This window comes from Arachnia propionica (assembly GCF_900637725.1).
GTDB lineage: Bacteria > Actinomycetota > Actinomycetes > Propionibacteriales > Propionibacteriaceae > Arachnia > Arachnia propionica.
This window is the reverse complement of record NZ_LR134406.1, coordinates 1,982,491-2,001,606: the sequence shown is the minus strand read 5'-3', so window position 1 is coordinate 2,001,606 and position 19,116 is coordinate 1,982,491. Positions and strand designations below refer to the sequence as shown.

The following is a 19,116-nucleotide window of genomic DNA, read 5'->3' as shown; positions in this document are numbered from 1 at the left end:
GTCCGGTTTCTGTAGAGCCGCCCAGAGTTTCTCTCAGAAACCTTCCAGCGGTTCCTGGAGGGAATTGCCCGGGATCTCCCGGTTCCCGTCGTATTCCTGCAGCCGGGCCCGTGCCCTGCTTGACATGCGATGTTCGAGACCGGCATCCCGAAGGGCCTCCACCCAGCTTCCGCAGCGAAGCTGGATCACTGCCGGTTGCGCGTCCTGGCGCTCGCGATGACGTTCGTAGAAGGCAACCGTGATGGGTCCGGTGGTTCGTTCCGCTACCCGGATCAGAGACGCCAAGGATTCGGCTCGGCTGGAGATTCTTCGTGGTTCCTGATCCGGAACAATTCCGAGAATGTTCTCGGCCCATTCCCAGGAACCATCCCTTCGAGTCGCGTAGCGCAGGAGTTCGCGAATGCGTTCGTGAATCTGCGACCAGCTTCCCAGGCGAATTCTCACTGCGGCCCCGGATGGCAGGCCGGTGCGGCGGGCGTAATCGTTGTAGCTGCCGAATGAATAGGAGGGAAGGTCATCCCGATAGAACTGAAGTACCGATGCCCACATGGTTTCGTCGCTGATCTGGGGTCGGGGCCCGCCGCGATCCTGGACGTGCTCGCCGAGTCCTGCCAGCAGCAACGCGTTGTTCCAGCCCCCGAAACGATTCATGGGGGTCTGTTTCCCCGGGTATCCATGGGCGATGGCCCACGCGGTGTAGTCGTCGCTGGTGTGGGTCGTCGTCTGGGCGCCCCAGGTGGCCAACGCTGTCAGCAGGGCATCATCAGACGTGCGATCGGTATCGCCCGAATAAGGCCGGGCCTCGTGGACGGCCAAGCGGTGTTTCAGGGCCGCCCGGACCGTCGACTCGTCGGTTTCATGCCACTCGGCCAGTTCAGCGACGGTCAACTCCGGATGGGCCAGGGACGTCTCGTGGATGTGACGGGCGAGAGTCTGGCGGCGGTGCATGGCCCGTTCGCGTTGTTCCTCCCGGAGTTTCTTGGTTGAAACGCCGCGTTCTTTGGCGATCTGTCGAATGCGTTCGCGGCTGACCCCGAACAGATCACCCAGCTCCTGCAAGGTCAGGCCGGCTCCCAGGCCGGAAAGAACCAGATCCGAACGGTGACGGGAGCGTTCCGCCGCGGGCAAGGCCTCGAAGCACGAACGCCATTCGTCGGGTTCCAGGGCCTCGGTGTGCTGCATCGACCTGCCTCGTGTTCAAACTCTTTCCCGGTCCTTCGGGGGCCTTCGATCGGCTGAGCGGTGAAACAGCCCCTTCCGAGACCCTCGAACATACTGATGATATAGCATTCCTCGGGGAGCCATCAAAGCCTAGGGCTCGGTGAATCGGGTCGACGCCGATCCGTCATGATTTCTTGAGGTTTGTACACAGCCCTCCCCAAGCGTGCGCTGACCAAGGGCTTCGCTGGCCGACGAGCTGTCTGAGGATAAGCCTTCTTGTTGTGCGGTTCTGAAATCGGCAAAACCATTCATCGTGTCCTTGGGTAATGCCGTGATGATTCCTGTCGTGGCATGAGTCACGACGGAATCATTGCGTTTCCTGATGGTTGTTGATCAATTCATGTTTTTGTCTTGTAGCCCGCAATCCCAATTGTATTCTCCGTCGCGGCTGGAACGGAATTCAAGTCGTCAAGACGTGATGGGCTCCAAGCCGTTTCTTTGGATCGGATTTCGCTCCGGGTGGGGTTCACGGGCCCGGGTGGTATGCTGTGTTCACGGACAATGACATGTGTCGAGGTGAAGCCATGGAATATCCTCCTGTACGCTTGGTTCAAAGTCGGAAACGCGCAATTCTTTTGATTCTCTGCTGTCTGGTCCTCGTGGCAGGCTCCCTGCTCGTGATTTTCTACGGATCGTCGGAAAGCCGGTCGGCGGGGTTCTTGGGCATCGGATTCTTCGGAGTGCTGGGCCTGCCCGTGTGTCTCTACATGCTGGCGCGTCCCATGTACCTGCTGCTGGACGAGGACGGATTCGAGATGCCTCTGGCGGGAAAGAGAACCCACCGCTCACGATGGGCCGACGTCGCCGGATTCGAGCTGGCCAGCTTGTCGGGGAATCCCGTGGTGGCAATCACGTACCGGCCGGACGCGGCAGAGGGGTCGGTCGGCCGGGAGATCGCAGAAAAGGTCTTCGGTACCGGGGGTGTGATCAACGCCGGTTACGGCGGGCTGAAGGCGGAGCAGCTGTGCGGGCTGCTGGAATCCTACCGCGCCCACTACAGCGGCAAGAGGTGAGAAACAGCCCCGCCCGACCTGCCGCGTGCAGAGTGGAGCGCTGGGTATAAACTCCCCGGTACAACAAGAATCGCCGAGAAAGGCAACAGGGGGGAGAGATGACCGGCGTGAAAACCGCTTGGTACAAAACATGGTTGACGACTGCCTTGGTGGCCAGTCTGGTGGGACTGGGTGTATCCGGCTGCGACCTCGGGCGCAAAGGCGCGGAATCAAATCGTGCGAAGACGACGGCAACCGCCACCCGGGCACCCGCCGACAACAAAACGACTGAGGCCGCATCCGAGAAGAAAACCGAAGTTGTGGAGACAACTGCAACATCGGATCCTGCCCCCAGCTCTGAGCGGGCGGAGAAGTCGGAGAAGAAGACCAAGTCGAAGGAAACCAAGTCAAGTTCTCCGGGAAAGAGCAAGGTGCACTACAAGAACTGTGAGGAGGTCAAAGAAGCCGGAGTCGCTCCACTTCACAAGGGCGATCCCGGGTACAGTTCAAAACTGGATCGTGATGGCGATGGGGTTGCCTGCGAAAAGTAGGGCAGGTGGGGGTGCCCCTCGGGGCACCCCCGACTCTCATCCAGCCGATTTCGTCACCAGGATTTCCCTGCGGCGGGCCTTGAGGCGGTGCATCACGTCGTTTCCGCCAGTGCCGAAGTGGTCGTGCAGCCTGCGGTATTCGCGGTACAGGTCGTCGTAGGCCGCGACGTTCTCCGGGATCGGGGCGAAGACGGTCTCCGGGGTGGCTTCGCGATGCGCCATGGCCGGTGCGGCCTCCCGCACATCGGCGTACTCGCCTGCCGCGACCGCTGCGTAGATCGCCGATCCGTGGGCTCCCGAAGCCACCGAGGGGCAGATCGCCAACGGCAGGTTGGTCACGTCCGCGTAGATCTGCATGAGCAGCGGGTTCTTCACCAGCCCGCCCGCTACCACCAGATCATTCACCTCGATGCCCGCTTCCCGGAATGCCTCGATGATCACCCGGGTGCCGAAGGCCGTCGACTCCAGCAGCGCCCGGTACTGGTCCTCTGGGGTGGTGGTCAGCGTCGTGCCGAGCATGAGTCCCGTCAGCTCCGTGTCGTCCAGGATCGAGCGGTTCCCGGAGTGCCAGTCGAGCGCCAGCAAACCGTGCTCGCCCGCCTGTTGTCTCGCGGCGAGTTCGGTGAGGTACTCGTGCACCCCGACCCCCCGGGCCGCGGCCGCCTCGACGTGCGACGGCGGGACACAGTTGTCGACGAACCAGCCGAAGATGTCGCCCGTCCCGGCCTGCCCGGCCTCGTAACCCCACAGGCCCTTGACGATCCCGTCTGGCACGATGCCACCGATCCCCGGGACCTCACCGAAGCTCTCCGAGGTCATCATGTGGCACGTCGAGGTGCCCATGATCAAGGTGAGCTGCCCGGGTTCGCAGGCGTTCGCGGCGGGCACCGTCGCGTGGGCGTCGATGTTCGCCGCCGCGACGGCAATGCCCTCCGGCAGACCCGTCAATGCCGCGGCCTCCGCCGTCAACGAGCCGACCCGCTCGCCAGGACGCGCCACCGGGTGCGGCACCAGTTCCAGCAGGCGGGAGAATCCCGGGGCCATCGCGTCGAGGACCTTCGCGGACGGGTACGAACCGTCGACGAAGTTGCCCTTGTAGCCCGCAAGCGACATGGAGGCCGTCATCTTGCCCGTGAGGAGCTGGACTATCCAGTCTCCCGCCTCGACGAAGTGACTGGCCGCGTCCCAGACCTCCCGGTCCTCCTCGAACAGTGCAAGGGCTTTTGCCAGCTGCCAGTCCGCCGAGACCTCGCCGCCGTAACGGGCGAGGGTTTCCGGGGCCAGCTCGGCCAGGACCTCGTTCACGACCTTCCCCTGCCGCTGGGATGCGTGGTGTTTCCACAGCTTCACGTAGGCATGGGGGCGTTTCTCGAACTCCGGTCGTTCGCACAGCGGCCGGTAGGCCTCGTCGGTGGGGAAGACCGTGCAGGAGGTGAAGTCGACGGCCAGGCCGACGACATCCGTGGTCTCCACCCCGGAAGCCTCCAGGGCCTCCGGAACCACCTTGCCCAGAACCTCCACGTAGTCTGCCGGCACCTGCAGTGCCCAGTCGGGGGGAAGCGGCTGGCCTGCGAGTTCGCGGTCGATCACTCCGTGTGGGTAGGTGTGCTCGGCGCTTGCAAGGATCTTTCCGTCGGCAACGGACACCACGACTGCCCGTCCCGAAAGAGTGCCGAAGTCGATTCCTACAACTGTCCTGCTCATGGCCTCTCCTCTGTGTTTCCTGCTCAGTGTCCCGGGGCCTGGCGACCCCAGAAGCCATCGGGTGCGAACAATTCCTCCACCAGCTCACCCAGGAGATTGGTCTCCAGTGCGAGATCGAGAACGGTGTAGCGTTTGCGGATCATCTGAGCGCGGACATAGGTCTCGCGGAACCGGTCCCAGCCCAGCCCGATGTCCTGCGGATGGGCCGGGGCACCCACCGCCCTAAGCATCCCCTGCAGCTCGGCGGCGGGCAGCAGCTGTTCCCGAAGCCTCACCGACAGCTCCGGCCACACCGCCACCAGCAACTCCAGGCGGACCCGCAACCGTTCGGGCGGAAGCCATTTGGCGAGCGCCTGCACGACGGTTTCCTCGACCAGCCGGGGATCGGGATGCAGCTCACGAACCCCGGCTTCCAACCCTTCCCGGGTGGGCCAGGCCGTGACGGCCGCGTCGATGTCCAAACCGGTGAGGTCCCGCGCCAGCAGCCGCTCGTAGAGGGCCGCGATCGCCACCGTGCCGATGCCGACCTTGAAGCCGTGGGACAGGCGCCTGGGGGTGATGTCCACACCGTGTCCCTCCATCTCCCACAGATGGCTGAACTGGTGCTCCGCCCCGGAAGCGGGGCGGCTCGACTGGTGGGCCTGCATGGCCAGCCCGCTCATCAGGAGCCCCTCCACCAGCTCACCCGTCGCCGAGACGTCACCGACGGCGAGTTCTGCAGGCCGCGAGACAGCACCGCGCAGCGGACCCTGGACGAGTTCCCACACCCCCTGATCGATGGCCTCGATCCCCAGCACGTCGGAGAGGATCCAGTCGGCCCCGGCCGGGATCTTGCCCAGCAGGTCGCCGTAGCCGGATGCCGTCATCACCTGCGGTGCGGCGGACATCACGGTCAGGTCGGCGACGCAGCCACACGGGGCCGGGCAGCTCAGCGTCTGCTTGAACCCGTCCAGGGCGATCGAGGAACCGAAAGCGGTGTAGCCGTCCATGGAGGCCGCCGTACCGACCACCATGTAGGGTCTGCCGAGTTCCCCGGAGGCCCGTTTCGTGATGTCGTTGAGCGTGCCGGAGCCAACGGCCACGGCGATCGCATCCACCGGTGCCAGGGCATCCCTCAGGGCCTCGCAGTTCTCGTATTTCGCGTATAGCTCGGGTTCCCCCGGGAAGATGTGCGGATCCGCGAGCTCCACTCCGGCTGCTGCCAGGCTTTCGGAGACCCGTTTCCCGGCCAGCGCGAAAGTGCGTTCGTCCGCGACCACGACCGCCCGTGTCGTCCCGAAAAGCTCCGTGAAGACCTCTCCGGTTCGCTCCACGGCTCCCTCGCCGATCACCACGGCCCTGGTATCAGTGGCGTTGCGCAACGCCCGGGTGATGAGATCCGTCATGTCAACCCCGTTTCGCGTTCTCGCGATCCACCATGTCGTGGATCATGGGCTGGAGCTGCGGGTAGGTGTTGGCGTAGGCGTCGACGAAGTACTGGTACTCCTCGTGCCGCCGCTGATTGGGTTCCAGCAGGTCGATCTCGTGGACCATCTCCCTCGCCGCGGTCCCGAGATCGGGGTGGAGGCCCGCGCCGACCGCCGCCAGCATGCAGGAACCCAGCACCACGGCGTCGCCGACCTCGGTCAGGGCGATCGGCACGCCGGTGACGTCGGCGTGCATCTGCATCCAGTCGCGGCTCTTGGTGGCGCCACCCGCGGCGACGATCTTCTTCACCTCGAAACCCGCCGCCGACATGGCCCGCAGGTTGTGTGCGGTGCCGTAGCACACCGACTCCTGGATGGCGCGGTAGATGTGGGCGGGGCCGTGGTGCAGGGACAGACCCCAGATCACCCCGCGGGCCTTCGAGTCAGTGTACGGGGTGCGGTTGCCTTGGAAATACTCGTTGATGATGAGGCCTTCGGAGCCGGGTGGCAGGTCCTTCGACTGCTTGTTGAGAATGTCGTAGACGTTGAGTCCGGTGACCTCTGCCGCCTGGATCAGGTCGCGGGCGAAGTTGTCCTTGAACCATTTCAGGACCGAACCGGTGGAGACCTGACCGCCCTCGACGGTGTACTGACCCTTGACCACACCGTCGGTGTAGGCGCCGAAGAATCCTTTGCCGTGGATCGGTTTGTCGGTCTGTCCCGTCAGGACGTGGGAGGAACCGGTGATCAACGCCATCACCCCCGGGTCGACGACACCCAGCCCGATCTGCCCGGCCCAGGCGTCGGCCGGTCCCTGGGCGACGGGAGTGCCGGGGTGCAGGCCGAGGAGCTGCGCCGCGATCACCGACAGCTCACCGACCGGGGTGCCGAGATCGACCACCTTCTCCGGGATCTTGTCGAAGACATCGCCGCATCCGATGGTTTCGTAGAAGTCGACGGGCCAGCCGCCGTGGTCGCGGTTGTAGTACATGCGCAGCGCGGCCGAGTTGATGTTGGTGGTCCACTCGCCGGTCAGCTTGTAGGTCACCCAGTCGGGGGCGTCGACCAGCCGGAAGGCCGCGTCGTAGGTTTCGCGCTCGTTCTCCCGCAACCAGGCGGCCTTGAACGGGTACCACTCGGCGGTGGCCGGGGCGGTGCCGCGACCGTTGTAGAGACGCGCCACCGAATCCGACTTCTCCGCGCGAGCGGCCTGCTCGGTGGCGCGCACGTCCATCCACATGATGGCGGGGCGGAGGGCCTCGCCGCGTTTGTCCATGGCAACGACGGTCATGGTGGTGGCGTCGTAGGAGATGCCCTTGATGGCGGCGGGGGAGATACCAGAGGCGGCGATCACCTTGCGACACGAGGCCTGCAACGCCTCCCACCACTCCTCCGGATCCTGTTCGGCCCAGCCGGGGTGGGGGTGGGTGGTGCGGTACGTGGTGGCGGCGAAGGAGACAGGCCGGCCGGCCAGGTCGAAGATGGCGGCCCGGACGCTCTCGGTGCCGAAGTCGATGCCGAGGAGGTAGGTGTTGTCGGTCATCAGTGGTCCTTCCAGTTTGTTTCGGTCCAACCGAGCTCGTCCCACAGGCGCTGGGGGATTAGTCGGTCGACACGGTCGAGTACATAGGTGGGTTGGTGGTTCTCGTCGAGGGCTGCGACGTCGTCGGGGGTCGTTTCGCCCGTGAGCACCAGGCAGGAGGCCATGCCGGTGTCGAGGGCCATCTGGATGTCGGTGTGGAGGCGGTCACCGACCATGACGCAGGCGGCGGGATCCACGTCGAGACCTTGGAGAGCCTCCTCCAGCATGATGTGAGAGGGTTTGCCCAGGTTAGCCACCGATTTCACGCCCGTGCAGGCCTCGATGGCTGCGGTGATCGCGGCGCAGTCCGGTTCCCCGCGGCCGCCCGGGAACGGGCAGAACCGGTCCGGGTTGGTCTGGATGAGAATGGCGCGCCGGTGGAACCAGATCGCGTCGAAGGCGATCTGGAGCTTGGAGTAGTCGAAGGTGCGGTCGTAGGAGGCGATGACGATGTCGATGCGTTCGGGGTCGTCGCTCAACCGGAATCCGGCCTCGGTAAGGGCCCGTTTCAACGGTTCCTCACCCACCACGAACAGCGTGGCATCCGGATGGTGTTCTTGGAGCCAGCGGGTGGTGGTGACCACCGTGTTCGCGATGTCCGAGATGTCGGTGGGTAGCCCTAGCCGGGCCAGTTTTTCGACGTACTGCCGCGGATCCTTCGTCGGGTTGTTCGACAGGAAACGCACCGGGATTCCGCGGCGACGCAGTTCCCCGATCAACCGGGCCGCACCGGGCAGCAGGTGATCACCCAGATAGATGGTTCCGTCCAGGTCGAAGACATAGGCCTGGTGCAGCTCGGTCGGGAGCATCGGGAATTCCTCCTAGAACAGTGGCGCGGCGATGTTGGCCAGGGAGACGATGATGGTGTTGGCGATCCAGATGGCTGCCGCCGGGGGATCGAAGTGCGTGTTGCCCCTGTTGTAGAACAGGCGCGCCTGGAACTCCGCCAGCCAGGCCGCCAACATGCCGACCACCACCGAGACCAGGAGAGCGACGATGGCCATCATCATGAGCTGACCCTTGGCGTTCTCGCCCAGCATCCCGTAGGAGGCGTGACCTGGGTCGAACAACGAGGCCAGCGAGATCTTGTTGGAGCTCAGTTTGTCCCAGAAATCCTTCCCGGACAGCCCTTCGACCAGGTTGTCGGCGAGAACCGGGAGGAAGGCCACCGCCGCCAGGCCGGCGCTGATTGTGATGTGATGGGTCACCGGCATCTGCGCGCCGAGGATCAGGAACATGACGCAGACCGCGGAGATCGCGAAGGTGAAGGTCTGCGCGTTGCCGGTGGCGGCCAGGCCGGGGAAGGCCAGCGCGATGAACAGCGTCGCACCACCGGCCAGGAGACCGAACATGGCGCCGAGCGAGAGGTACTGGCCCGCCTTCTCCTGGTAACGCAGCCAAGCGGCGTCCTCGGTGGGGGCGATCTTGCCGAAAAAGGACGGGGAGTCGTTGTACTTCTCCGGGGTGAGGAACGATCCCTTCGCGACGAGGCGCGCCACCACGGCCGACAGCACGACGGTCAGGGCGACGGAGTCGGTGTGGGTGCCGAACCACGGGATCTTGGTGATGAGGTTCTGGACGACGTATCCGAAGACCCCGAAAGCGGCACCCACCCAGAGCACGTCGGGTTTACCCAGGCGTGCCAGGGGACTGGTGGCGTCCTTGCTGTCGGCGTATCCGCGGCGACCTGCGTATGCTGCCGCGCCGACCCCGCCCGCGAAGGCGACGTGGGGGCCGACGAACGGTCCGAAGGCCAGGTAGGTGAAACCTGCCGTCGAGTCGGTTCCAAGGTAGATGCCGAACGAGGTCAGCACCGTGATGCCGGTGATGGCGAAGGCGAAGTTGCCACCGATCGCGGCGCCGAAGAAGCCGCCTGCGATGGCGACCACGAGGCCGAGAAGGTAGCTGGCAGTTGCAGGATCGAACATCATTGTTCCTCGCGGTTCGTGGGGTCAGTGGGGATCGGGTTCGTAGGAACGGATGGCGGCCACCTTGGGGCCGGAGGGAGACTCGGGATCGAAGGTGTATCCGAGCCATTCGCGCACCAGTCGACGGGCCAGTTGGAGACCGATCACGCGCTCACCCAGGGTCAGGATCTGGGCGTCGTTGGACAGCACTAGGCGCTCCACGGAGAAGCTGTCGTGGGCCACCGAGGCGCGGATGCCGGGAACCTTGTTGGCAGAGATGGCCATACCCATCCCAGTTCCGCACACCAGTAGGGCCCGGTCGGCCTCACCGGCGGCGACTTTCCGCGCCGCCTCCACCGCAACGTGCGGGTAGTCGATGTCCTCGCCTGGACGGACGCCCACGTCGATGACCTCCGCCACGCGCGCGTCGGCTTCCAGGTCGGCCTTCAGGATCTCCTTGTAGTTCACTCCGGCGATGTCGGCGCCGACAACTATGGTCAGTCCCATATCTCCTCAACTTCCTTGTTCCGGGGATGACCTGAAGAGTAACAGCGATGTTGTGAAAAACACCATAGTTCCTGGTGAAAAATGGCATCGTTCCTAGTCAGCGCGGTGTGTCGCGTTGTTGTTAGGAGCGTTGGGTCACTCGGAGACGATGACCTCGACCCCGTGCCCGGCGAGCTCGTCGCGGATCTCCCGGGGGGTTGCGGCGTCCACCACGACGGCATCGAAGTCGGTGATCTCGGCGAAGGTGTAGAGCGCTTTGCGTGCGAACTTGGTGTGGTCCAGCAGCAGGTATCGATTCGTGGAGGAGGCGATCATGGCCTGCTTGACCTGGACCGCGTTCTCGTAGGGGTGCTGGCAGCGTTTCCCTACGATCCCGGAGGCCGACATGACGCAGTGATCGGCCTGCCAGGCCCGTAGGTTCGCTGCGGCGGTCGGGCCCATCATCGCGTGGGCCCAGGGTTCGTACTCGCCACCCGCCATCAGCAGGCGCACGCCGTCCATCTGCTTCGCCTCGTTGGCCACCAGCAGGGAGGTGGTGATCACGGTCAGGGGGTGGACGTCCCGCAGGGCGCGTAGCACCCACATGGCGGAGGTCGAGTCGTCCAGCATCACGGAGCTTCCCTGGGCGATCCGGGGGGCCAGCGCCTCGGCCATGGCCTGTTTGATCCGCGGGCTCTGCTGGAGGCGGAACTCGGCGTCGGCCTCGCTCAGGCTGGTTGCCACCGCACGTACCAGGCCCCGGTCGAGGTGGACGATGCCCGCCTGTTCGAGGTTCGCCACGTCCCGGTAGATGGTCATGGCTGAGACGCCGACGGCCCGCGCCAGGTTCTCGACCCGGACGCTGCCCCGGGCGATGACGTGCTCGGCGATCACCTGGCGGCGATCCTGAGGGGCCTGCGGGATGGATGGCCGTCGAGAGTGGGTGTCGGACTGGTGCGTCGAGTTCATTTTCCGAACCGGGTAGGGGATAACCCTCCTGAGTTTAGAGGCCGCGTCAAGCGGGAGGCCGCCATTGCGGCCGTTCCGGGAAGGGCTGGGCGGTCAGTCGGTGGTGACGCGTCGCGAGGCGCGCAACCGGACGGCGATGAACCACGCCAGGGCGACCACGCAGGCGGCGATGACCACTTTCGAAAAAATCCCCACGTAGTCCTCGACCACGCTCCAGTTCGCCCCCAGCGCGTATCCGGCGCTCACCAGGATGGTGTTCCAGATCGCGGCCCCGGCCATGGTCAGAAGAGTGAACCGCAGCGGGTTCATGCGGGTCACCCCAGCGGGGATGGAAATCAGCGACCGGAAAACCGGCACCATACGTCCCGTGAAGACGGTCCAACCTCCCCGGCGGTGGAAGAACGCCTCGGTGCGGTCGATGTCAGAGGTCTTGACCAAAGGAACCCTGGCCAGGATCCGGCGGGTTCGGTCCGGTCCCAGCCAGGCACCCACCCCGTACAGGGCCCATGCACCAGCGACGGAACCGAAGGTGCACCACAGGATCGCTGTGAGAATGGTCATACTCGAGGTGCCGGTGCCGGCTGAGAAACCGGCCAGGGGAAGGATCACCTCGGAGGGCAGGGGAGGGAAGAGGTTCTCGAGGGCGATCAGGAAAGCAGCACCCGGGCCGCCCAGGGTGGTCATGATCCCCACGGCCCAGGCCGCGATTCCTGTGAGCGATTCCGCTGTGGTGGTCTCCAGCAGCACGCTGGCTCCTCTCGTGATGGGCTTGCAGCCTGTTCGCGGTGAAGTTCTCCGCCGCCGACAAAGCGAACCGGATCCGGCTCAGGAAACACTGGGGGCTGCCTGTGAAACACGTGTGCCTCGCCTCGGACGAGGCCGCCCTCCATTACACCACTATCCCTGGAGGGCTTCGTGGTGTGCAGAACCCTCCATGAGACCAGGTAGGCCACGTTCACCGACCTCGAAGTACTCCTCGCCAAGGAAGGGGCTGTTCTCCATGTGCTGGCGGTCAATGCTGTAGCCGCGGGTGGCGAAGTCACGCAGCCACGCTGGATCGCCTACCGGTGGAACTGGATGGCATGCACCGAGTCGACGCGGTAGCCCACCGGTATGATGACGTCGAGGTTGTAGTGGTCGATTCTACGAGTCACTTGACGTGAGCCCTCGGAACGAACTATCCGGAATTTCCGTATGGTTGCCCCAGCCTGGTGGAACTGTAGACGGTCCTAAGGTGCTTGCTGATGACGCGCACATCGACGTCGAACAGCTCGGTCATTAGTCGCTGCGCCGACCAGATTGCCTCATCCTCATGGCGTGTCTCGAAACTGGCGCCACCCTCTTGGGGTGTGAAAGATGAGAAAGTCATCCGTCGAGTTGCAGATGTAAGGGAACAACAGAGGAGACTTACTCACAGGCGGCGTATCCGCCGACAAAACCCCTAGTCAGGGCCGGTTTGAGAGGGGCTGTGAATAAGCCTCTATGCCCCAAATGTGCAGAATCGTACTGCATCGACCAACGTATGAGCTCCGATTGCAGAGCTCAGATCACGTTTTCGTTGCATGATGGCAAATGGCAATCCAAATAACAGAGCCAACACCACGACACTGCTCAGCGTGAAAGTTGTTGCGTCAAAATGTATCAAGACGTGTGGCAGTATCATGATGACATAGCACAAAAAATTATCGAATTTTGATAACGCTCCATCCTTGATGCAGTAAACGCTCACTGCAAAGAAAAAGAAGCGAAAAATAACCTCTTCTGACACGCCGGCTTTGATTGCGCGCAGGAACCACTCGGGTTCGATCGAAAAATTAAATTCTATAGCGGATTTCGCCAAGAGGACGTTGGTAACTGCCAGCACCGCTCCCGCTATCAACATGATGCCGACTGTCTTTATCATCTCTTTTATGTTGGTGGCCTTGAATAGGACGATCTTGTTTTTGCTTTTCTTGAAGACGCTGGCGCCTCCAATGTATGAAACAATGGAGCATGCCCCCATGACAACTTGAGACGGCATGACCAAACAACCCAAGGCAATCCCTGTGAGAATATCGTACTTCGATGTATTTTTATTCTTTATGATGAAGACGATCGCCAGTAGCAATACAACCGCAAACCATAATACTTTCAGTCTCTCTGGGTTGAGTAAAGTTATAAGCCAGAGAGATATAAATAGTATGTTGATGCTCAGCAGTTTCAGCGTTTGATGCTGAGTAGATTTCGATTGCATACTATGACATTCCTCAGTCAGTTTTCGCTACCGCAATCAATATAGTAGCAATGCAGGGGGTCGGCGAAGTTGATGGGTGGGGGAGCGGGGGTGGTTTGACAGGGGGTTGGTGTGTCGTTGAGATGGGGGAGCGGGCCCCGCAGAGGGCGATGAGTGATGCCTAATCAACCCAGTCCCGGGGAGCCTGCGCTGATTTCATCTACCCACCACCACCCCGCCCTGTCACACCAGCCTGTGGCCCGTGTCCTCCAGAACATGACGTATCCCAGGGACAGACGCGGGATACGTCACTGTCTGCCTCTCGGTCTTGTCCTTGGCGGTGGCGGGGTGTCGGAGCCTGATGGCGATCTAGGGGCATACCACTGATTTGAACTTCTCTGACCTGGCCGAACTGGGTCTGGAGAAAGAGCAGAAGCTGCCGTCGGAGTCCACGATCCGCAGGGCGCTTCAGAGCCTGGACCCGGATGGCCTCAATGCTCGCCTGGTGTTCTGGATGTACAGGTGTACTGACACCATCGAGAGAAGAACGGTGATCGTGGTTGATGGCAAAACCATGCGTGGCGCTCGCACTGACCGGCGGACAGCTCTGGAGCACGCCACGGGCGCGATCCTGGTACGGCGGTAGGTGACTGACAGGTCCATTGAGATCCCGGCCCTGCCCGAGTTGCTCAAGTCGTTTGCCCCGGACGGAGTAGTGGTCACCGCCGAGCCGCGGGAGATCGTGACCCGACTCCACCAGGCGGCCCGCCGCGTTGGGGGTGGGTCACTGAGGTCACGTAGCGACGCGGGATCGGCCGAAGAGGCCGAAACGATGGTTGACAGGGCCGTGTCCGTCGAGGTGGCTGTTGGTTCGGGTGATGTGTCTCTCACCCCTGTTACATCGGCGAAAACGCCCCCGGAGCGGAGCTCCGAGGGCGCGTGTTCGAACAAGATGAGTGTGGTCGGGACGACAGGACTCGAACCTGCGATCTCCTGCTCCCAAAGCAGGCGCGCTAGCCACTACGCTACGTCCCGGGTGTCCCGCGGAGGGGACCCGCGCAGTCTACTGCAAGCCCTCGCAGGTGCCCAACGGGAACCCCTCAGGTCTTCTCGGTTCCGTAAGCGCCACCCAGCAGGGAGCTGACGACGCTTATGACGATGCTTCCCCACAGTGCCGGCCAGAACCCGTCGATGAAGAAACCGATGCCGAACTTCTGCGCCACCCAGGCGGTCAGCAGCAGCATGGCGGCGTTGATCACCAGCAGGAACAGACCGAAGGTGATCAGCACGAGGCAGAAGGACAGCACCTGGGTGAACGGTTTGACGACGGCGTTCACCACCCCCATGATGGCCGCCACCCCGAGCAGGATCAGGACATACTGCTGATCGGACTCGGCAACCACCCGGATACCCGGGATGAGCCAGACGGCGGCTGCAGTGGCGATCGCTCCCACCACGAGTCTCAGAAGGGTTCTCATACCTCCACGGTACCTGCTGATCCGTGATGACTGGGCTCCCGGATGTGCGAGAGAGTGACAGCTACGGCGTCTCCCGGTACAGGGACAGGCAATCGGCGGTCATTGAAGGAAGGAACTCGGTGATCGAGTACTTAGCGGCATCGCTGATGGTGAACGGGTCTGTTCTGATGGTCTCTTCCATTTCCTTTCGGGTGCCTGTTGCAAGGATGATGCCCCCGTTCCGGGGTTCCTTGCGCCCGCTTGCTAGAAAACGACCGGCGGAGTAGTTCTTGGCGAGATACTCCTTGTGTGCCTGAAGGTTGGCCTCGACGGGAGCGAGTCCGCGATGGTAGGTCAGTTCCAAGATGAAAAGACGTGCCATGGAGTCGGATGGTAGCACTGAACCGTTCGGCTCGGTGAGGTGGAGAACCCCGCGGGGCCTTGGAGCGGATGACGGGAATCGAACCCGCGTAGCCAGTTTGGAAGACTGGGGCTCTACCATTGAGCTACATCCGCGAAGCGTCGGAGAGTCTAGCAGCTTCCTCAACGAATCCCCAGCTCGGAGGTGTGAGGAGCCGGGGATCAAGCGCCGTTCGTGTTCTCGTTGAGCCGGCGCGCGTGCTTCACACCGAACACGACACCCGCTGCGACCATGGGCAGCGCGACGTAGGCGAACAACTGCGCTTTGCTTCCGGGAAATACCAGGCCGAGCAGGAAGCTGCCGAACTGGACGAGCCAGGCGAGCACGGTGAGGCAGGCCCAGGCCGTCACCCGACGTTCTTGCCTGAAGAAGTTCCGCAGGAACCGGTCCCCCGCACCCCTGTGGATGGCCCTGAGGCGCGGATAGGTCTTGAACGTGATGAACACCAGCAGCAGAAGGGAGATGATGAACCCGGGAATCGGGCTCTCTGCGCTGAGCAGAGCAGCCAGGAAGCCACCCACGAACAGCGTCCACGTCGCCGTCCATATGATCTGCAACATCAAGCCGTGCAACGCCATGATCGAACTCTTGTTGCTCGGCGCCTCGGCGAGCACCTGCACCAGTCCGGAGCTTCCCTTCTCAAAGTTTCCCTGGTTCTGGGCCAGAATCGCGAGGTTGTGTTTGGCGTCCACGTGGCTGGGTTCCAGCTCCAGCACTTTTCGGTAGGCCCGTTCCGCTTCCTCCGGGTTCGTCTCGAACAGTGCGAAGCCGAGGGCCATGTAGCCGCTCGTATCATCCGGTCCCAGCTCCACGGCCTTTTCCGCCTCGTAGCGGGCCATGGTGAACCACATCAGCTCCGAGTAGGTGTAGGAGAGCCGCGCGTGGCTGTACGGATCCTGTGGGTCCAGGCGGATCGCTTCCTGCAGCAGCTTCAAGGCCTCGGGGTATTTCTTCTGGCCGTGCAAGGCGATGGCCAGCAGTCTCAGGGAGAAAACGTCCTCCGGTTCCAAGGCCAGCGCCGACCGGGCGTGGGATTCGGCCTGCTCCAGGTCATTTCCCGCGATGTGGGCCTTGGATATGTGGAAGTGCACCAGCGCCTGGTCCTCCTCGCCCTCACCCAGCATGGGGTACAGCAGTGCCAGTGCCTGTTCGTGACGGCCCAGGGTGATCAGCTCATCGGCGCGCCTCAACTGCTGCTGGGAGTCGGTCACAGCAGGCGCTTCTTCCTCATGTAGGCGGTGAGGTCGGCGTATTCACCGTTCGGATCGGCGTAGGTGACGACATTGCGGGCCGTCTCGAACCAGGCCTTGGCGGAGGGCTGGACCTGTTTGAGGGCCATGGTGAAATCCTTCATGCCGATCATGCGCGGCCTGCCGGAACGGACGGAGTCGATCATCGCCAGTTCGGCTGCGCTCTCGCACAGATGGCTCAGGTCGGCTCCCGTGAATCCGTCCGTGTCCCGGGCCAGCCTGGCCAGGTTGATGCCCTCGACGGGGCGGCGAACCAGATCGTGTTTCAGGATGGCCAATCTGGCGGGCTCGTCGGGCGGCAGCACCAAGACGGTGCGGTCCAGGCGCCCCGGTCTGCGCAGGGCGGAATCCACGTCCCACGGCGCGTTCGTCGCCGCGAGCGTGAACAATCCCTCGTTGTTGGTGTTGACACCGTCGAGTTCCTGCAGAAGCTGGTTGATCACGTTGCGCATGCCGCTGAAGCGTGTGAGCGTGCGTTTCGCCCCTATGGCGTCCAGCTCGTCGAGGAACAGAACCACGGGAGCGGCGCGCCTTGCCGCCTGGAACAGGTCATGCAGTTTGCCCTCCGACTGTCCCAGGAACATGTCGAGAACGTCCGAGAGGGTCACGTTCATGAATGAGGCCCCCATCTCTCCCGCCACGGCGCGGGCGATGAAGGTCTTGCCGCACCCCGGGGGCCCGTACAGCAGCAGGCCTCCCCGCAGGCTCTTGCCGAAGAGTTTCCGCAGCTCCGGGTTGCGCATGGGCGCCAGGAAGGAGACCTCCAGGCGTTCCTTGACGTGTTCCATGCCGCCGACGTCGGCGAGGGTAAGGGTTGTTCTCTCAACTTCCCAGACGTCCTCGGGGCGCGCCCCGTCGTCCTCGTGGACCCGTTCCAGTTCCGGTTCCCCGGAGTCGGAATCCGCCACGAAACGCGGCGCCGGGCCGTCCTCGAACTGCTGCTCCGCCCGTGACCAGCTGAAACCCGTCTGTTTCGGTTCCGTTTCCGTTGCCGGTGTCTCTGTCTCCTGGCTCGGTTCCGCGGGATGCCCCGTTTCCGTGTCCTGGTCCGGTTCCGCCGGGATGGCCTGATCCTCTTGGCCCGGGGTGGGTGGCGATGCCGGGGCCGCGGGGGTTTCCTGGGGGCGGTCGATCGGCTCCGGTGCGGATGGCATCGATGCCACAGGCGCTTCCTGGGTGGGGGAGGGTGTCGCAGGGGTGGGGAAGGCCTGGCCGAGCAGCGCATGGGCCTGCTGATTCGAGGGGTCCTGCTGCAAAGCGACGGCGCAGTGCTGGACGGCCTCCGAGCCCCGGCCATCGGCTATGAGAAGCTCTGCCACGTGGAGGCGTAACGGAACGTCATCAGGCCGGTCGGACAGGACCTGCAGCAACGAGTCGATGAGGGGATTCGGCATGGAGCAATCGTAGAGGCTGGCCCTGACGATCCGGCAGGTGCGCACGTCACGGTTGGTCGGCCCGGACGCCCTTGGTTAAACTTGCGGCGACCATTTCAAGTTCAGGAGTCGTTTCGTGCCCAGCACCGTAGAGAAGCTGAGCCCCACGAGGGTCAAGCTAACCGTAGAGATCCCCTTCGCTGATCTCAAGCCCCATCTCGACAAGGCGTACAAGGAGATCGCAGAGCAGGTCAGCATCCCCGGATTCCGCAAGGGCAAGGTGCCTGCCGTCGTCATCGACCAGCGTTTCGGCCGGGGAGTGGTCCTCCAGGAGGCCATCAACGAGGCCATCCAGCCCGCGTACGAGGCGGCCATGGTTGAGGCCAAGGCGGTTCCGCTCGCCCAGCCCGAGATCGAAATCACCAAACTGGAGGACGGTGAACTCGTCGAGTTCACAGCCGAGGTCGACATCCGACCCGAGTTCGACCTTCCAGACTTCACCGCAATCGAGACCACGGTCGACGCCCTGCCGTCGCTCGACGACGAAGTGGAGGAGCGCATCGCGCTGCTCCGCAAGAGGTTCGCCACCACCACGGAACTCGACCGCGAGGCCCAGGAGGGTGACGTCCTCACCGTCGACCTGACCGCTTCCCAGAATGGAGAGGAGCTGCCGGAGGCGTCCGCCACCGGCGTCACCCTCACCGTCGGCGAGGAATCCGGGATGCTCGACGGACTCGACGAGGCCGTTCGCGGTCTCAAGGCGGGGGAGTCGAAGACCTTCGCGTCCACCCTGATCGGCGGTCCCTTCCGCGGCCAGGAGGCCGACATCACGGTCACCGTCACGCAGGTGGCCGAGGAGGAACTGCCCGCGCTGGACGACGAGTTCGCCCAGCTGATCTCCGAGTTCGACACCGTCGAGGAGATGCGCGAGGACCTGTCCAAGGCGGTCCTGGCCCAGGCCAAGGCCGAGCAGGTAGCCGAGGCTCGGGACAAGATCCTGGAGGCCGCCCTCGCGCAGGTCGATTTCGAGGTGCCAGTTGACGTGCTTGCCCGCGAGCTCGAGGCCCGCCGCAATCAGATCTCCGATCAGCTGGCGCGGGCCGGGCTGACCGTCGAAACCTACCTGGAGCAGGCCGAGGACGAGGACGCGGAGGACGCCGACGCGTTCTGGGCACAGGTGGACGAGCGTTCCACCCAGGCGCTGCGCGCCCAGTTGCTCCTCGACAAGTACGTCGACGACAACGAGGTTCCCGTCTCCCAGCAGGAGTTCACCGAGCTGATCCTCCGCAGGGCCACCGAGCAGCGCACCACGCCGCAGGAAGTGGTCAACCACATGATGGAACACAACCACATGTTCGAGTGGCAGCAGGAGATCCGTCGCGGCAAGGCGCTCGCCGCCATCTGTGAGGCCGCGAAGGTGACCGACTCCGAGGGGGAACCCGTCGAGATGACCCCGCAGGCCCCCGAAGCCGACGAGGAAACCGAAACCCCCGAAACCGAGGAAGCCGAAGCCCAGGAGGCCTCCGGAACCGAGGAAACCGGGTCTGAGGAGACCCCCGAGGCCGAGAAGTCGGAGTGATTTGGT

At 63.6% G+C, this 19,116-nt stretch carries 19 protein-coding genes and 2 tRNA genes; 4 read left to right on the top strand and 17 right to left on the bottom strand.

From position 1 onward, the window contains the following. Positions 1-33: 33 nt before the first annotated feature. Complete coding sequence (locus tag EL272_RS08890) at positions 34-1,182, bottom strand: sigma factor-like helix-turn-helix DNA-binding protein (protein WP_061786848.1); 1,149 nt, start codon at positions 1,180-1,182, stop codon at positions 34-36. 545 nt (positions 1,183-1,727) lie between these two features. Between EL272_RS08890 and EL272_RS08885 the strand changes: the two genes are divergently transcribed. Together EL272_RS08885 and EL272_RS08880 are read left to right on the top strand one after the other, a co-directional pair. Further along, positions 1,728-2,234: an STM3941 family protein gene (locus EL272_RS08885; RefSeq protein ID WP_314820069.1), complete on the top strand. Its 507-nt coding sequence runs from the start codon at positions 1,728-1,730 to the stop codon at positions 2,232-2,234. Between the two features lie 98 nt (positions 2,235-2,332). Then, positions 2,333-2,764 carry an excalibur calcium-binding domain-containing protein gene (locus EL272_RS08880; RefSeq protein WP_061786850.1) on the top strand — a complete coding sequence of 144 codons (432 nt, stop codon included), beginning with the start codon at positions 2,333-2,335 and terminating at the stop codon, positions 2,762-2,764. A 36-nt stretch (positions 2,765-2,800) separates the two neighbouring features. On the opposite strand, the gene EL272_RS08875 is transcribed toward EL272_RS08880, so the two are convergent. From EL272_RS08875 to EL272_RS08830, 10 genes are all read right to left on the bottom strand, one after another. Next, on the bottom strand, positions 2,801-4,468 hold the full coding sequence (locus EL272_RS08875; RefSeq protein WP_061786851.1) for a ribulokinase: 1,668 nt from the start codon (positions 4,466-4,468) through the stop codon (positions 2,801-2,803). A 23-nt stretch (positions 4,469-4,491) separates the two neighbouring features. Then, on the bottom strand, positions 4,492-5,853 hold the full coding sequence (locus tag EL272_RS08870) for a sn-glycerol-1-phosphate dehydrogenase (RefSeq protein WP_061786852.1): 1,362 nt from the start codon (positions 5,851-5,853) through the stop codon (positions 4,492-4,494). A 1-nt stretch (position 5,854) separates the two neighbouring features. Next, positions 5,855-7,417 carry an FGGY-family carbohydrate kinase gene (locus EL272_RS08865; RefSeq protein WP_390849260.1) on the bottom strand — a complete coding sequence of 521 codons (1,563 nt, stop codon included), beginning with the start codon at positions 7,415-7,417 and terminating at the stop codon, positions 5,855-5,857. Beyond that, on the bottom strand, positions 7,417-8,265 hold the full coding sequence (locus EL272_RS08860) for an HAD-IIA family hydrolase (RefSeq protein WP_061786853.1): 849 nt from the start codon (positions 8,263-8,265) through the stop codon (positions 7,417-7,419). The genes EL272_RS08865 and EL272_RS08860 overlap by 1 nt, the downstream gene beginning before the upstream one ends. Positions 8,266-8,277: 12 nt before the next feature. After that, positions 8,278-9,384 carry a DUF7973 family transport facilitator gene (locus EL272_RS08855; protein ID WP_061786854.1) on the bottom strand — a complete coding sequence of 369 codons (1,107 nt, stop codon included), beginning with the start codon at positions 9,382-9,384 and terminating at the stop codon, positions 8,278-8,280. A 24-nt stretch (positions 9,385-9,408) separates the two neighbouring features. Further along, positions 9,409-9,870 carry a ribose-5-phosphate isomerase gene (locus EL272_RS08850; protein ID WP_061786855.1) on the bottom strand — a complete coding sequence of 154 codons (462 nt, stop codon included), beginning with the start codon at positions 9,868-9,870 and terminating at the stop codon, positions 9,409-9,411. A gap of 135 nt (positions 9,871-10,005) precedes the next feature. Beyond that, a complete protein-coding gene (locus EL272_RS08845) occupies positions 10,006-10,818 on the bottom strand; it encodes a DeoR/GlpR family DNA-binding transcription regulator (protein WP_061786856.1) in 813 nt (270 codons plus the stop codon). 93 nt (positions 10,819-10,911) lie between these two features. Next, positions 10,912-11,565, bottom strand: a complete 654-nt coding sequence (locus EL272_RS08840; RefSeq protein ID WP_014846854.1) for a DedA family protein — start codon at positions 11,563-11,565, stop codon at positions 10,912-10,914. Between the two features lie 314 nt (positions 11,566-11,879). Further along, complete coding sequence (gene rhuM / locus EL272_RS15450; protein ID WP_197720334.1) at positions 11,880-12,014, bottom strand: RhuM family protein; 135 nt, start codon at positions 12,012-12,014, stop codon at positions 11,880-11,882. A gap of 284 nt (positions 12,015-12,298) precedes the next feature. After that, positions 12,299-13,051, bottom strand: coding sequence for a CPBP family glutamic-type intramembrane protease (locus EL272_RS08830; RefSeq protein WP_061786857.1), 753 nt, complete (start codon positions 13,049-13,051; stop codon positions 12,299-12,301). Between the two features lie 367 nt (positions 13,052-13,418). Here EL272_RS08830 and EL272_RS08825 point away from each other — a divergent pair, with 367 nt between their 5' ends. Beyond that, a complete protein-coding gene (locus tag EL272_RS08825; protein WP_061786858.1) occupies positions 13,419-13,676 on the top strand; it encodes a hypothetical protein in 258 nt (85 codons plus the stop codon). Positions 13,677-13,989: 313 nt separating this feature from the next. Here EL272_RS08825 and EL272_RS08820 read toward each other — a convergent pair. The 6 genes from EL272_RS08820 to EL272_RS08795 form a co-directional block, all read right to left on the bottom strand. Next, a tRNA-Pro gene (locus tag EL272_RS08820) sits at positions 13,990-14,065 on the bottom strand. Between the two features lie 65 nt (positions 14,066-14,130). Next, positions 14,131-14,508: a phage holin family protein gene (locus EL272_RS08815; protein ID WP_061786859.1), complete on the bottom strand. Its 378-nt coding sequence runs from the start codon at positions 14,506-14,508 to the stop codon at positions 14,131-14,133. Between the two features lie 61 nt (positions 14,509-14,569). Next, positions 14,570-14,869: a YciI family protein gene (locus EL272_RS08810; RefSeq protein ID WP_061786860.1), complete on the bottom strand. Its 300-nt coding sequence runs from the start codon at positions 14,867-14,869 to the stop codon at positions 14,570-14,572. 60 nt (positions 14,870-14,929) lie between these two features. Continuing rightward, positions 14,930-15,003 (bottom strand) — tRNA-Gly (locus tag EL272_RS08805). A gap of 66 nt (positions 15,004-15,069) precedes the next feature. Beyond that, positions 15,070-16,119, bottom strand: coding sequence for a tetratricopeptide repeat protein (locus EL272_RS08800; protein WP_061786861.1), 1,050 nt, complete (start codon positions 16,117-16,119; stop codon positions 15,070-15,072). Continuing rightward, entirely contained in the window at positions 16,116-17,552 is a 1,437-nt protein-coding gene (locus EL272_RS08795) for an ATP-binding protein (protein ID WP_061786862.1), read from the bottom strand. The genes EL272_RS08800 and EL272_RS08795 overlap by 4 nt, the downstream gene beginning before the upstream one ends. Before the next feature lie 115 nt (positions 17,553-17,667). Between EL272_RS08795 and tig the strand changes: the two genes are divergently transcribed. Continuing rightward, entirely contained in the window at positions 17,668-19,110 is a 1,443-nt protein-coding gene (gene tig / locus EL272_RS08790) for a trigger factor (RefSeq protein ID WP_014846848.1), read from the top strand. Positions 19,111-19,116 lie beyond the last annotated feature (6 nt).